This is a genomic window from Cronobacter sp. 153480017-3, from assembly GCF_053627815.1.
Genome location: NZ_JBSEYN010000004.1, coordinates 68687 through 83277, shown reverse-complemented (window position 1 = coordinate 83277; position 14591 = coordinate 68687). Strand labels below are relative to the sequence as shown.

The following is a 14591-nucleotide window of genomic DNA, read 5'->3' as shown; positions in this document are numbered from 1 at the left end:
CTCCTGGCGTGACGGTTATTCGCTGTCGCCAAATTTAAATTTGATCAGATCGCGGCGCTCTTTTTTATCCGGGCGGCGATCCGGATGCGGCATGGAAAGGGCGTTGAGTTTACGCGCCAGCGCGAGTTTTTCGCGCTTTTCGATACTTTCTGCCGTCTCTTCGTACAGCAGTACCGCCTCGCTTGCCGGTCGTCGCTGATCGGTAATGCCTTTTACCACCAGCGTGCGTTCATCGTTTCCCTGGCGCAGCGTTAATACCGCGTTCGGTTCGATAATTTTACTCGGCCTGGTCCGTTGCCCGTTGTAGTGCACCTTGCCGCCTTCGATCATCTCGCGGGCCAGCGTGCGGGTTTTATAGAAGCGCGCCGCCCAGAGCCATTTGTCCAGGCGAACCCCTTCGGTGGATTTCTCTTTCATCACGACTCCTCGGTTTGCAGCGAGGGGATCAGACGCCGGTAATCGCCAAGCGCCGGGTGGCGCTGATAGCTTTTATCCGCAACGCCTGAATCGGGATTGGTGACGCCAAGGCAGTAGCGAATACCAAACCGCGCGGCGGCATCGAGAATCGGCTCGCTGTCGTCAATAAACAGCGTGCGCGACTTATCAAGGCCGGTGTGCCGGGCAACGGCCTGCCATAACCGCTGATCCTCTTTTGGATAACCAAATGTGTGGGTGGAAAGTAATAAATCAAGGTGCTGAGCAAGCCCGGTATGCTCAAGCTTGACCGCCAGATTATGCGGATGCGCGTTGGTCAGCAAAATACGCCGCTTGCCGCAGGCTTTCAGCGCGTCGAGAAACGGCACGGTATCTTCACGTATCAACGCGCGCGGCCCTTGCTCGGTCGTCATGGCGCAGATATCGAGCCCCAGGCGCTCGCTCCAGTAATCCAGACAGTACCAGTTTAGCGTATGCTGCACGGCGTGATATTCGGCGCGGATATGGTTGTGGGCGTCATCCAGCGAGATGCCGCGCTGCTGGCTTAGCGTTTCGGGCACCAGCTTCTGCCAGAAGAAGGTGTCGAATGCCAGATCCAGCAGCGTGCCGTCCATATCCAGCAGAACGGTATCAACGTCCTGCCAGGCGATATCAATAGTCATGGGAACTCCCGCCTGAGGAAAAAGGGGCGACAGGTTACCATAAACCTGTCGCCGCCGGATTATCAGAACAGGGGGCGAATATCCGCGGAAGGGACCAGTTGCGGGTTGAAGCAGTTTTCGTAGTAGCGCTGAATTTCTTCGATACGGGTGCGGCTGCGCTGCCAGCGGCGCAGCGCGACGACGCCGTTATACAGCGCACAGATGAGCATCACCAGCATCAGGAGTGTGGTGCCGAAATAGCGCCACAGCCCGGCGCTGTCAGGGATACTGCTGAGCGTCACATGCTGGGTGCCGTTGGCGTCGGTGCGCAGGCTGGTAACGACGCCTTCCGCATGGAATGGCGTCTGCATCAGCATACCCGCCAGCCGCTGGAACTCTTTCCACTGCTCCTGCGGCGGCAAATCATACAGCGACGTCGGCGGCAGTGGCTGGTTCACCATATCTTTGCCTTCATCGCTGATAATCATAAAGCCGCCCGGTGGCGGGCTGTTGAGCGACTGCGCGGCGCGGCTGGTTTCACGTACGAAGAACGGCGCGGTGGAAGCAATCACCAGATTATCGAGCGATTCAGCGCTGACCGGGCGCAGCAGGACGTTAATGCCGTCGAGCTTGCCTTCGCTGGCGCGTTTCACGAGCGACGGCCAGTCTTTGGTGTTGCCGAGGTTCACCAGCGCGTTTTTCAGCCTGACGCACTCTTCTTCGCCGGTACACAGCGCTTCGGTTTTCAGCACGATCTCCGCGAAATCATCGAGCAGCACCATGCCCGATTTCTGAATCGCCGACGCCAGCTGCGGGTTGATTTTGGTGTCGCCTTCCTGCGGATGCAGCTGGCGGTTTACTGCTTCTGCCAGCGCCGTGGCTTTGGTCACCGTGTCGGATTCCGGCAGAGGCAGCGGGCTTGCGTTATTCCAGAGAATTTGCGAGCAGTCGAACGGCATAAACGGGTAATTCTGGCGGGTGGTATAGCGCCCCGGCAGATGAATATTACACATGCCTGTGCCGTTAATCCGCAGCGTATCACCAACGCGCAGGCCAGCTTCTTCAAGCTTCGCCACGCTGGTCGCTTCGACCGTTTGTGCGCCTTTAAGCCAGGAGATAGTCAGCTTAAACGGCATATCGAGCGGCACCCAGATAGTCAGCAGCAGCAATACCAGCAGCGCGCCTGCGCCGATCACTGCGCTGCGCAGCCAGTGCTGAAGCGGGAAATGTTTTACTTCGTCATGCAGCGACAGAAAACGACCCTGGCGCACCACATGCCTGTCCATATAGATATCGATATCCGTTTTCTGGCCTAAATCATGCGCGATAAACGGCTGCCAGTGCGGCGGATAGATCAGGTCGATAATGCCGAGCGAAATATTATTAAGCTGTTCCTGGTTGGTTTCGCCAAACAGCCCCCAGCGTTTCGGTGTGCCCCGCAGACAATGGATTTCGCGCAGCGCTGTTTTCGCCGGCGGCGCATACAGCCCCCACAGGCCTGCGCCCAGCAGCAAAATGGCGCCGCCAGCCAGCCAGGGCAGCATCATCGGCGGCGTGACGAGGCAGAAGAAAAAAAGTACAAACGCGGCGCAGATCAGCAGCGCCTCGCGCAGTCCATCCGGACGCCCGAGCGCATGCTCCTCCTGCGTCTCCTGCCGGATATTCAGCAGCTCAATCTGTTCGCTCTCTTCGCCGCGAATGGACGCCAGGCCAGATGCCGGGCCTTCCAGCACGTAGCCGCGGGCTTCATGCACATGTTCCTGAATAGAATGGCCATTCAGAGAGATAACCAGCGGCAGCGTCGCGGTGCGGATAAGCTCGACGCTATTATCATCAGTGATGTATTGCTCGCAGAAGGGCGGCAGATGCACTTCTACCGAGTCCAGATAGTAACGCCATTTGTTCGGATCGTCAGACGAGAGGCCGTAGCGGGTAATAGCCCGACGGATGCAATAGACGGTGCTGCTTTGCGGCGTCAGCGTTAACCGGACTGGCGGCTTAATGGCGCCGGTCGGCGTCGGCGAATCCTGAAAACGCGAGAGCGTTTCCAGATAGCTTTCGATGGCGCTACGCTCTTCACTGCTGAGTTTACGGGTAGTGGCACCAGCAAAAACCTGGGCGGGTAAACGAGGATGACGGGGGCGAATTTTGCGCTTTATCCACCAGCCTGCAATGACGATGCAGGCCAGCATAGCAGCGACTAAAATCAACAAGGTGCTCATGCTTTCCCCATCAAATCACGGTACTCGATGCAAATGTAAACAAGTATTGCCTATGCAACATTAAGGCAGAACAATGAACAAAAATCGACAGGTATGGAGTCAACTTGAGTGAAATTATTTGAGGCATACCAGCGGTAAATCAATGTTAGCAAAGCGGGAAGCGTGGAAATATCAGCAAATTCTTATTTTAAATTCAACCTCTTGACATAAATGGGTATTTAGGTTTTACGTGCGCGTGAAGTTGCAGGAATGTAAATAAAAAACGATTCACATTGCCCGAACCGTGCGGTGTGTCGCACAATGAGCAAAGATATGGTTACCCGGTGGCCGGTTAATATGAATAAACCTCTGCAAAAACCCACTATTTTAAATATTGAAACGGTCGCCCGTTCGCGTCTTTTCAGCGTTGAGCAGGTAAGTCTCGCCTTCAGCAATGGCGAGCAGCGCGTCTATGAGCGTATGCGTCCTTCGGAGCGCGAGGCGGTGATGATCGTGCCCATCATTGACGAGCATCTGGTTTTAATCCGTGAATATGCTGTCGGCACCGAATCCTACGAGCTGGGCTTTTCCAAAGGGCTTATCGATCCGGGTGAAAATATTTACGAAGCGGCCAATCGCGAATTAAAAGAGGAAGTCGGCTTTGGTGCGAACCAACTGACGTTCCTGAAAAAACTCACTATGGCGCCGTCTTATTTCTCCAGCAAAATGAATATCCTGGTGGCGGAAGATCTCTATCCGGAAACGCTGCAGGGCGACGAGCCGGAGCCGCTGATTCAGGAGCGCTGGCCGCTCGCGCATATGATGGATCTGCTGGAAGATCCGGATTTCAGCGAGGCCCGCAACGTCAGCGCGCTGTTCTTAGTGCGCGAATGGCTGAAGATGCACGGCAGGCTGTAATCGCCTTACAAAAAACGCCCGGCAAAGGGCGTTTTCGTCAGCGTGATACTTAAAAAAAACGCCCCATGACGGGGCGTTTGTTGTTTTATCAGAACAGCTCGTGGGTTTCCCCGTTATCGATAATCGTCGTGCCGACTTCATGCACCGCCTGCTGGGTCGGCTGCGTGCCTTCGATAAAGTACTCTTCACGGCTGTTGCCGCCATTCGCCAGCTGGCCGGTACTGCGGTCGATATTGACCGTCACGATGCCCGGCGGCGGCGTTAACGGCTCTTCCGGCACGCCTTCCAGCGCGGCCTTCATATACGCATCCCACGCAGGCTGCGCGCTTTTCGCACCGCCCTCATAGCCGGAGATCTGGTCTTTAATCGCACCCGAGGCCGTGGTGCGGCCGAGATCGCGGCGGTGATCGTCAAAGCCAATCCACACAGACGTCACCACCCCCGGACCATAACCGGAGAACCAGGCGTCTTTCGAGCTGTTGGTCGTACCGGTTTTACCGCCGATATCGCGACGTTTGAGATCGCGTCCGGCGCGCCAGCCTGTTCCCTGCCAGCCCGGCTCGCCGAAGATATTGCTGTTCAGCGCGCTTTTAATCAAAAACGACAGCGGCGTGCTGATGACGTGCGGCGCATACTGCGGTGCCGGGCTCTGCGCGACCAGATCGCGGTTTGCCTGCTCAAGCTGTGGCATCGGCACCGGCGCGTTCTGCTGTTCGGCAGAGGTGGCGACGTTTTCCACGTCTTTGTTTTCCAGCACGTTTGATTTCGGCGTTTCGCCGTAAATCACCGGGATATCGCAATCCGGGCAGGCGATTTTCGGCTTCGCTTCAAACAGCGTTTCGCCCTGAACATTGGTGATTTTGCTGATAAACCACGGGTCCACCAGGAAGCCGCCGTTCGCCATTACCGCATAGCCGCGCGCGACCTGTAACGGCGTGAAGGACGCGGAGCCGAGCGCCAGCGATTCGGTATGCACGATATTCTGCGCCGGGAAGCCGAAACGCTGAAGATATTCCGCCGCGTAATCGACGCCCATCGCGCGCATGGCGCGAACCATCACCACGTTTTTCGACTGGCCCAGGCCCTGGCGCAGACGAATCGGCCCAGCATATTCCGGCGGAGAGTTCTTCGGACGCCAGTCAGAGCCCGCACCGGCATCCCAGCGCGAAATCGGCACGTCGTTCAGAATGCTCGCGAGCGTCAGGCCCTTGTCCATCGCCGCCGTATACAGGAACGGCTTAATATTCGAGCCGACCTGGCGCAGCGCCTGGGTCGCACGGTTGAACTTGCTCTGATTGAAATCAAAGCCGCCCACCAGCGCCAGTATCGAACCATCTTTCGGGTTGATGGAAACCAGCGCCGAGTTGACATCCGGCACCTGCGCGAGCCACCAGCTGTCATCGACCTTACGCACCCAAATCTGCTGACCTGCCTGCAACACGTCGGTGACGCGGCGCGGCGTCGGGCCCTGCGCGGTATCGGAGCGGTAAGGGCGCGCCCAGCGCACACCGTCCATTTTCAGCGACACCGAGGAGTTATCGGCAAGCAACGCCGTCGCTTCGTCAGGATTCGCCGAGGTGACTACCGCAGGCAGCAGCGGCCCGTAGGTCGGCAGGTTTTTCAGCGAATCGGTGATTTTCTTGCTGTCCCACGCCACTTCGCCCACGCGCCACAGCACGTTAGACGGGCCGCGATAACCGTGGCGCATGTCGTAATCCATCACGTTGTCGCGCACCGCTTTCTGCGCGGCCTGCTGAATGCGGCGGGTAATGGTGGTGTAAACCTTATAACCGTCCTCGTAGGCGTTTTCGCCGTAACGGCTGATCATCTCCTGACGCACCATTTCTGTCAGGTACGGCGCGGAAAACGCGATTTCCGGCGCGTGATAATTGGCGTTAATGGTTTCGCTGCGCGCCTCGTCATACTGCGACTGGCTGATATAGCCCTCGCTCAGCATACGTGAGAGCACGACGTTACGGCGCGCCGTGGCGCGCTCAAGCGAGTAGAGCGGGTTGAACGTCGATGGCGCTTTCGGCAGGCCAGCTATCACGGCAATTTCGCTTAAGGAGAGTTGATCCACCGTTTTGCCGAAATAGACCTGAGCAGCCGCGCCCACGCCGTAAGCGCGATAACCGAGATAAATCTTGTTCAGGTAAAGCTCAAGGATCTCATCTTTCGTCAGCAGTTGCTCAATACGCACCGCGAGAAAAGCCTCCTTGATTTTACGCATCAGGGTGCGTTCCGGGCTAAGAAAGAAGTTACGCGCCAGCTGCTGCGTAATGGTACTCGCGCCCTGTGAAGCGTGACCGGAGAAGAGCGCCACGCTCGCGGCACGGAAAATACCGATAGGATCGACGCCGTGGTGATCGTAGAAGCGGCTGTCTTCTGTCGCGATAAACGCTTTCACCATTTCCGGTGGGATCTGATTGAGCGTCAGCGGGATACGGCGCTTTTCGCCGTACTGTGCGATCAGCTCGCCGTCAGCGCTATAGATCTGCATAGGAATTTGCAGCCGCACATCTTTCAGCGTGGCGACGTCAGGTAACTGGGGCTCAATAAATTTATACAGGCCGTATATCGAGCCGGCTCCCAGCAGAATGCAAAAGACTGCAAGGAAGAATAAATACTTTACGAACTTCACCGAGGATTTCCCATTTAGTTTCTGTTGGGCAGTTTATAAACAACCGCGCGGTAGTATAAAGGCAAGCCTGAAGCATTGATATGGCATTTTCATTTTGCGCGACAGGGAGAACGTCAAAAATGATCGTCGGGAAATGGCAGATAGGCTTGCATATTCAATCAGATAGCATCGTTGCCGTGGCGCTGGTGCGAAAGCGAGGCGGCTGGCGACAGCAGCGCTGGTGGAGATTCCCGCTGGCCCCTCATCACGACGGCGAACCGCGCCGCCAGGCGTTAATCGAGGCGCTGACGCCGTGGCGCGCGCAACTGCCGCGCTACTCCTCCATCCGGCTTGGGTTTCCGGCGCAGCGCACGTTACAGCGCGAACTTCCCAGGCCTGCGACCACGCTGTGCGAGCCAGAGTGCGAGGCCTGGCTTGGTGCCGTGGCTGCCCGTCAGCTCTCTTTGCCGCCCGACGCGCTGGCGTTTGATTATACCGAACGCCAGGACGGCTATGCCGTAACCGCCGCGCGCGCTGCGGAAGTGGCGGAGCTGATGGCGTGCGCCCGCGCGCTGCGTTTTACGCCCGCCGCGCTGACGCCGGATGCGAGCGCGCTGGCCTGCCTCTTGCCCTATACCGCTGATGCCTGTCAGGCCATCGTGGCGCAGACGGGCACGCAGTGGCTGTGGGCGATGCGCGATCGCTGGGGCGTCTGTGCAACGCCAGGCGTGGAAGGGCTGAGATCGCTCGGCGCGCAGCTTGGCATACAGGCACAGGAAATCGCGCTGTGCGGTGCATCCTGGCAAGAAGGCGACTGGCAGGCGTTTGATCCGTGGCAGGTTATCACCTGGCCCTGTCTGCCAAAGCCCGAAGACACCGGGTGCTTCGCCGTCGCGCTTGGTCTGGCGCTGGGAGCGGCGTGATGAGGCGGCATATTAATCTTCTGCCGTGGCGGCATGTCAGGCGGCGCACCCGGCTGATGCGCTGGGGCGGTTTTTTTCTTCTCGCAGCGCTGGTGGTTCTGCTCGCGTCTATGGCGGGCCATTACGTCATCAGGCACCAGCAGCGCGCGCTGCAGCAACAGCTTGATGCGCTGCTCATTACGCTGACGGAGCAGAAATCGCGGCTGCGAGAGGCGCAGCGCGCCGCGGCGGAATATGAGGCATTACGCGCGCGCTGGCAGCGTCGTGAAAGCGACCGCCAGGAGGTCGCGGCATGGCGGCAGCGTCTGCTGACGCTTGCCGATGCCTTGCCGTCATCGCTCTGGCTCACCACGCTGCGTTTTCATGATGACTGTCTCGAGCTCACCGGCAATGCGTATGAGCCCCAGGCGCTCAGCCTCTTTGAGGAAAACGTGCGAGCGCTTGCGCCTTTTACGCAGATAACGCCGGGGGAAACGCGCCGGGAGGCGGAGGGCTACTGGCACTTTTCGCTCTCATTGCAAAAGGAGTCTGCCGATGCGGCTTCTCATTGATCGCTGGCTTTCCGGTCCCTCATCGCGGCGTGCCGCGTGCGCTGGCGTCTGGATAGCGCTGCTGGTCGCGGCGGCTTACGCAGGGCTGATGCCTCTCACCAGGGACTTTCGCCAGCTGCAAGCGCAGCTTGAACAGCGCCGGGCTGAACTGCAAACGCTTAAGCAGCGGCAGGCTGCGCAATCTGGCGAGCGAGACGCTGTGGCAGCGCTTGAGGCACAACTTGCCATGAAGCCCTTTTCGCCGCTGGCGGTGGATCCCGGCCCCGAAGGGCATCTTATTCACTGGCAACCGCAAGGGGATACCGGCGAGCTGGAACTGGCATTAGCCTGGCCGCATGTGCCTGATATTTTTGAGGCGCTCGCGCAAAGCGACATGCTGGCGCACGGTTTTACGCTGAGCAGAGAGGGCGACCAACGCCTGCGGCTCATGCTACAGCTGGAGCGCGCCCATGAGAAGTAGCGCGCTATGGATCTTACTGATGCTGGCGAGTTGCCCGGCCTGGGCTGCGCGAGACCCTTTTGCGCCGCCGCAGGCGCGCTGTCAGCTGCATCAGGCCGATCTCTGGCGTTACGGCGGCATGGTGAAAAGGGGCGAGTCGGTGCGGGTGCTGTTACAGACGCCGGAGAAAACGTGGCTTCGCGTCAGCCCAGGCGCGACGCTCCCGACCGGCTGGCAGCTTACCGGTGTTGAGGCCAATAAGGTGATGTTAAAGAGTGGCGACGGGTGTCGCCCTTCGGTTCTGGTATGGACACTTAAGGATACGCATCATGATAAGGAAATCCCCTCCTTTATTATTACTCGCGGCGACAACCGTCTTCGCCGCGCCCACGAGCCCGGGCGTCTCGCTGGTGGCGGATGAAACGCCGGTCGTCCAGCTATTACAGGCGCTGGCTGAAAGCGAGCAGTTAAACCTGGTGGTCGCGCCGGGTGTGGAGGGCGTCGTCTCTTTGCATTTGCAGGATGTGCCCTGGCAGCAGGCGTTCCAGATGGTGACGGAGAGCGCGCGGTTGCGCTGGCATAAAGAGCGCAACACTTTGCGCGTCTACCCTGAAAGCTGGGAGCAGCAAAATCAGGCACAGCGGGACGCCGCGCGCCAGCAGCAGGAACGGAATCTGCCGCTGGTAAACGACACCTTCACACTGCGTTATGCCGAGGCTTCGGAGCTTGCCGCCGCGATGGCCGCGCTCGGCGATAAACTGATAACCCCGCGCGGTAGCGTCACGGTAGATAAGCGCACTAACCGCCTACTGGTATGTGATACCGCCAACGCGTTGCGTCAGGTACGGGAGTGGGTCGCGAAAATGGATATCCCGGTAGGTCAGGTGGAACTGGCCGCGCATATCGTCACCATTAACCAGCAGAGCCTGCGTGAGCTTGGTGTTAAGTGGAGTACCGCGGATGCCGACGGCCCCACGACGCTCTATCACCCGACGACCATTTCCGCGGATCTGGCAGTGGCGAATGCGACCACGCGGCTTGGTTTTAATATCGGGCGTATCGATGGGCGCATGCTGGAGTTTGAGCTTTCGGCGCTGGAGCAAAAACAGAAGGTGGAGATTATCGCGAGCCCCCGGCTGTTAGCGGCACATCAACAGCCAGCCAGCATCAAGCAGGGCAGTGAAATTCCGTATCAGGTGTCGAGCGGCGAAAGCGGGGCGACCTCCGTGGAGTTCAAAGAAGCGGTGCTGGGGATGGAGGTAACGCCCACCATTGGGCAGGACGGGCGTATTAAGCTTAAGCTGCGCATTAGCCAGAATATGCCGGGCCAGGCGCTACAGCAGGCCGATGGCGAAGTGTTAGCGATTGATAAACAAGAAATCGAAACGCAGGTTGAGGTCAAAGACGGCGAAACGCTGGCGCTTGGTGGAATTTTCCAGCAAAAAAATAAAGCGGGGAATGAACAGGTGCCGGTTTTGGGAAATATTCCGCTCTTCGGGAGTCTTTTTCGCCACGACGGTAAAGATAACGAAAAACGTGAACTGGTGGTGTTTATTACGCCGCGCATCATCAACGGGGCCTGAGTTCACAGGAGTTTTTAGCCATTATCGTCGCCGGATGTTTGACGCAGGGGTGGAATTAGCATACAAGGAGTACCGATTTGAGAGTCGGTCAAAGGCGGTGCATCCGTTGTTGTTTTTTCACTCCTGTGCGTCAGACGCGGTGATTTATTCGGTTGCCAAACTACCTTGAGTGTTGAGATAATTTTTGATCTGACTCTCGCACTATCGCTTAAGAGGTTTCAGTTCATTTCCCGCAGCTCAGGGTTATTGCACGCGGGTTTATCATCAACGAATTGTCTTAGTAGTACCGAAAAAATGGCAGAGAAACGCAATATCTTTCTGGTTGGGCCTATGGGTGCTGGCAAAAGCACTATTGGGCGTCAGTTAGCACAACAGCTCAACATGGAATTTTACGACTCCGATCAGGAGATCGAAAAACGTACCGGAGCTGATGTCGGCTGGGTCTTCGATGTAGAAGGCGAAGAAGGTTTCCGCGATCGCGAAGAAAAAGTCATCAATGAACTGACGGAAAAGCAGGGTATTGTACTGGCGACCGGCGGTGGCTCTGTCAAATCCCGCGAAACCCGCAATCGTCTCTCCGCGCGTGGTGTGGTGGTCTATCTGGAAACCACTATCGAAAAGCAGCTCGCCCGTACTCAGCGTGATAAAAAACGCCCGCTGTTGCAGGTTGATACGCCGCCGCGTGAAGTGCTCGAAGCGCTCGCCAACGAACGTAATCCGCTGTATGAAGAGATTGCCGACGTCACCATCCGTACTGACGATCAGAGCGCAAAAGTCGTGGCTAACCAGATTATCCATATGCTGGAAAACAACTAATTCCGGCGAATCCTTACTCACCTGCGGGTAAAGCACAGAAGGTTACTGAACGTCATGGAGAGGTTAACGGTTACTCTCGGGGAACGTAGTTACCCTATCACCATCGCAGCCGGATTGTTCAACGATCCGGCTTCCTTTTGGCCTTTGCGTGCAGGTGATCAAACCATGCTGGTCACCAATGAAACGCTGGCACCGCTGTGGCTGGATAAAGTCCGCTCCGCGCTGGAGCAGGCGGGCGTGAAGGTTGACCAGGTGATTTTGCCCGACGGCGAGCAGTATAAAAGCCTGGCGGTACTGGAAACCGTGTTCAGCGCGCTGCTGGAAAAACCGCATGGCCGCGATACCACGCTTATCGCGCTGGGCGGCGGCGTTATCGGCGATCTTACCGGCTTTGCCGCGGCGTGCTATCAGCGCGGCGTGCGCTTCATCCAGGTGCCGACCACGTTGCTTTCGCAGGTCGATTCCTCCGTTGGCGGCAAAACCGCCGTTAACCATCCGCTTGGCAAAAACATGATAGGTGCCTTCTGGCAGCCCGCCTCCGTGGTGGTCGATCTCGACTGTCTGCAAACCCTGCCTGCGCGTGAGCTGGCCTCCGGGCTCGCTGAAGTCATCAAATACGGCATCATCCTTGACCGCGATTTTTTCCTCTGGCTGGAGGAGAATATCGACGCGTTGCTGGCACTCGATGGCGCGGCGATGGCGTACTGCATCCGCCGCTGTTGCGAGATCAAAGCCGATGTCGTCGCGGCGGACGAGCGCGAAAGCGGTATGCGCGCCTTGTTGAACCTGGGCCATACTTTTGGTCACGCGATCGAAGCGGAAATGGGTTACGGCAACTGGCTGCATGGCGAAGCGGTCGCCGCAGGCATGGTGATGGCGGCGCGTGCCGCCGAGCGTCTCGGCCAGTTTGAGACGCAGGATGTCGAGCGCATTATCGCGCTGCTCAAGCGCGCGGGACTGCCGGTCACCGGCCCTGAATCCATGCCGCCGCAGGCGTATCTACCGCACATGATGCGTGATAAAAAAGTTCTGGCTGGCGAGCTGCGCTTAGTGCTGCCGCTGGCTATCGGGAAGAGTGAAGTGCGCGGCGGAGTGCCGCACGATCTGGTTTTAAGCGCGATTGCTGATTGTCAGCAGGCGTGAATGAAAAGTACTGTTCGCCAGTCAATGGCGTTTTTACTATCGGGCAATAGCGTGGCGCAGGCCGCAATGAGCCTTCGAGTGGGGTGTTAAATGGATGAATTCAAACCAGAAGACGAGCTGAAACCCGATCCCAGCGATCGTCGTCCTGGTCGTTCTCGTAAATCTGCTGAGTTCGATAACGAACCGCAAATCAACATTGATGACGTTGATCTTGATGCAGACGATCGTCGTCCGGCGCGAGCGCGTCGCGAGCAGGCGCAAGAGACTTACGAAGCGGATGAATCGCTGGCGGATGATGAAGAAGTCCAGGAACGTCGTCCGCGCAAGCGTAAAAAAGCGCCCCCGAAAGGGCCCATTTCTCGCCAGCATCTGATGATGGCGCTCGGTATTTTTGTTCTGGTGCTGCTGATTATCGGCATCGGTTCGGCGCTGAAAGGCCCGGACGCCACGAAAACCGACGACGCGCAGGCGCAAAACGCCGAGAAGAATATCGATCTCTCCGGTAACGCAGGCAGCGCGTCAGATCAGGCCAACGGTGCGCAGCCGCAGCCGGGCAACACCTCTGCCGCAAATCAGAACAGCGCTAACGCGCCGCAGGATATCTCTCTGCCGCCGGTTTCCTCAACGCCGACTCAGGCGGAATCCCCGTCTGCGCCGCAAGGCCAGCAGCGTGTCGAAGTTCCGGGCGATCTGAACAATGCGCTGACGCAGCAGCAGGGCCAGATTGATAACACCGTGGCAGGCTCTACGCTTCCCACCGAGCCTGCAACTGTCGCGCCGGTGAACGGCAACGCCGCCGCCTCTCAGCCGTCGCGCGACACCGCGCAAAGCGAGAAACCTGCGCGTCATAACGCCACTACCACCACGCGTCCTGAGCGTAAGCAGATGGTGATTGAGTCTGAGCCGCGTAAAACGCAGACTACCCAGAGCAAACCGCAGCAGACACCGGCGAAAACCGCCACCACGGAGCAGAAGCCAGCCAGCACGCCGAAACGCAGCGAGCCTGCGACCGGCACCGCCTCCGCACCGGTAAAAGCGCCAGCGACCACCGCCACGCAAGCGCCGAAGAGTACGCCTGCCGCGAGCCAGCCTTCTGCCCCTGCGGGTGGTGCGAGCGCGGGTAATGTCGGTGCGCTGAAATCCGCGCCGGGCAGCCACTACACGCTTCAGCTGAGCAGTTCGTCGAACTACAACAACCTGAACGCGTGGGCGAAGAAAGAGAATCTCAAAAACTACGTGGTCTATCAGACGACCCGTAACGGTCAGCCGTGGTATGTGCTGGTAAGCGGCGTGTATGGCTCGAAAGATGAAGCGAAACGCGCGGTTTCTTCGCTGCCAGCCGACGTGCAGGCGAAAAACCCGTGGGCTAAGCCGATTCACCAGGTCCAGGCCGATCTGAAGTAATGAGTAAAGCGCAGTATGCTGTCGGAGCCTCCTCCACAGCGTGGGAAGGTATGAGTTAATCAGGCAGCATGAAAAAATATCGCGCTTTTCTTAAATGGGCAGGGGGGAAATACCCCCTGCTCGATGATATCAAACGTCACCTCCCTGAAGGGGAGTGTCTTATCGAGCCTTTCGTTGGCGCCGGGTCGGTTTTTCTCAACACCGACTATTCGCGCTATGTGTTATCAGATATCAACAGCGATCTGATAAGTCTCTACACCACGGTTAAAGATAAAACTGACGATTACGTCAGCGAAGCGCGTCTGCTGTTTACCGCCGAGCATAATCAAGCCGAGGTGTACTATCAGTTGCGTGAAGAGTTTAACCAGAGCCGGGACGAGTTCCGCCGCGCGCTGCTCTTTTTGTATCTTAACCGCCACGGTTACAACGGGCTGTGCCGCTATAATCTGCGCGGCGAGTTCAACGTGCCGTTTGGTCGTTACAAAAAGCCCTATTTCCCGGAGACGGAGCTGTACCATTTTGCGGAGCGCGCCCAGAACGCGCTATTTATCTGCGAATCCTACGACGCCAGCATGGCGCGGGCGCAGCAGGAAAACAGCGCGGTGGTCTATTGCGACCCGCCTTATGCGCCGCTTTCCGCTACCGCGAATTTTACGGCTTACCACACGAACAGCTTTAATCTGGAACAGCAGCGGCATCTGGCGCAGCTTGCGGAAGGGCTGCAAAGTCAGCGCATTCCGGTGCTCATTTCCAACCACGATACCGAGCTGACCCGCCAGTGGTATCAGCAGGCGAAGCTGCATAAGGTGCGGGTACGACGCAGCATCAGCAGCAATGGCGGCACGCGCAGAAAGGTGGACGAACTGCTGGCGCTCTACGAGGCCTGAGCCGGTTCCGCCCGCCATACACACAAGACT

14 protein-coding genes are annotated in these 14591 nt (G+C 58.0%); 10 read left to right on the top strand and 4 right to left on the bottom strand.

The genetic code is table 11. The features are described from left to right. Positions 1-15: 15 nt before the first annotated feature. From hslR to ACUW6V_RS11185, 3 genes are all read right to left on the bottom strand, one after another. Positions 16-417 (bottom strand): ribosome-associated heat shock protein Hsp15, encoded by a 402-nt coding sequence (gene hslR, locus ACUW6V_RS11195; RefSeq protein WP_004385531.1) that lies wholly within the window; start codon positions 415-417, stop codon positions 16-18. Further along, complete coding sequence (yrfG, locus tag ACUW6V_RS11190; protein ID WP_004385532.1) at positions 417-1097, bottom strand: GMP/IMP nucleotidase; 681 nt, start codon at positions 1095-1097, stop codon at positions 417-419. The genes hslR and yrfG overlap by 1 nt, the downstream gene beginning before the upstream one ends. 62 nt (positions 1098-1159) lie before the next feature. Then, complete coding sequence (locus ACUW6V_RS11185; RefSeq protein WP_007871608.1) at positions 1160-3298, bottom strand: intracellular growth attenuator family protein; 2139 nt, start codon at positions 3296-3298, stop codon at positions 1160-1162. 336 nt (positions 3299-3634) lie between these two features. Here ACUW6V_RS11185 and nudE point away from each other — a divergent pair, with 336 nt between their 5' ends. Then, complete coding sequence (gene nudE / locus ACUW6V_RS11180; RefSeq protein ID WP_454038358.1) at positions 3635-4195, top strand: ADP compounds hydrolase NudE; 561 nt, start codon at positions 3635-3637, stop codon at positions 4193-4195. 88 nt (positions 4196-4283) lie between these two features. Here the strand turns inward: nudE and mrcA are convergent, their stop codons facing one another. Beyond that, a complete protein-coding gene (gene mrcA / locus ACUW6V_RS11175) occupies positions 4284-6836 on the bottom strand; it encodes a peptidoglycan glycosyltransferase/peptidoglycan DD-transpeptidase MrcA (protein WP_004385535.1) in 2553 nt (850 codons plus the stop codon). 119 nt (positions 6837-6955) lie between these two features. Between mrcA and ACUW6V_RS11170 the strand changes: the two genes are divergently transcribed. From ACUW6V_RS11170 to dam, 9 genes are all read left to right on the top strand, one after another. Then, complete coding sequence (locus ACUW6V_RS11170) at positions 6956-7738, top strand: pilus assembly protein (protein WP_454038426.1); 783 nt, start codon at positions 6956-6958, stop codon at positions 7736-7738. Further along, positions 7735-8289 carry a PilN domain-containing protein gene (locus ACUW6V_RS11165; protein ID WP_454038357.1) on the top strand — a complete coding sequence of 185 codons (555 nt, stop codon included), beginning with the start codon at positions 7735-7737 and terminating at the stop codon, positions 8287-8289. Before ACUW6V_RS11170 ends, ACUW6V_RS11165 begins: the two co-directional genes overlap by 4 nt. Continuing rightward, a complete protein-coding gene (locus tag ACUW6V_RS11160) occupies positions 8273-8749 on the top strand; it encodes a HofO family protein (RefSeq protein WP_454038356.1) in 477 nt (158 codons plus the stop codon). The genes ACUW6V_RS11165 and ACUW6V_RS11160 overlap by 17 nt, the downstream gene beginning before the upstream one ends. A gap of 19 nt (positions 8750-8768) precedes the next feature. Next, positions 8769-9149 carry a HofP DNA utilization family protein gene (locus ACUW6V_RS11155; RefSeq protein ID WP_032987496.1) on the top strand — a complete coding sequence of 127 codons (381 nt, stop codon included), beginning with the start codon at positions 8769-8771 and terminating at the stop codon, positions 9147-9149. After that, complete coding sequence (gene hofQ, locus ACUW6V_RS11150; protein WP_454038355.1) at positions 9058-10311, top strand: DNA uptake porin HofQ; 1254 nt, start codon at positions 9058-9060, stop codon at positions 10309-10311. The genes ACUW6V_RS11155 and hofQ overlap by 92 nt, the downstream gene beginning before the upstream one ends. Positions 10312-10605: 294 nt before the next feature. Further along, positions 10606-11127, top strand: coding sequence for a shikimate kinase AroK (gene aroK / locus ACUW6V_RS11145; protein WP_004386573.1), 522 nt, complete (start codon positions 10606-10608; stop codon positions 11125-11127). Positions 11128-11181: 54 nt separating this feature from the next. Next, the gene (aroB, locus tag ACUW6V_RS11140) at positions 11182-12270 is read left to right on the top strand and encodes a 3-dehydroquinate synthase (RefSeq protein ID WP_004386574.1); all 1089 of its coding nucleotides are present in this window, start codon (positions 11182-11184) and stop codon (positions 12268-12270) included. Positions 12271-12360: 90 nt separating this feature from the next. Beyond that, positions 12361-13674: a cell division protein DamX gene (gene damX, locus ACUW6V_RS11135; RefSeq protein ID WP_454038354.1), complete on the top strand. Its 1314-nt coding sequence runs from the start codon at positions 12361-12363 to the stop codon at positions 13672-13674. Positions 13675-13742: 68 nt separating this feature from the next. Then, complete coding sequence (gene dam / locus ACUW6V_RS11130) at positions 13743-14561, top strand: adenine-specific DNA-methyltransferase (protein ID WP_004386576.1); 819 nt, start codon at positions 13743-13745, stop codon at positions 14559-14561. Positions 14562-14591: the final 30 nt, after the last annotated feature.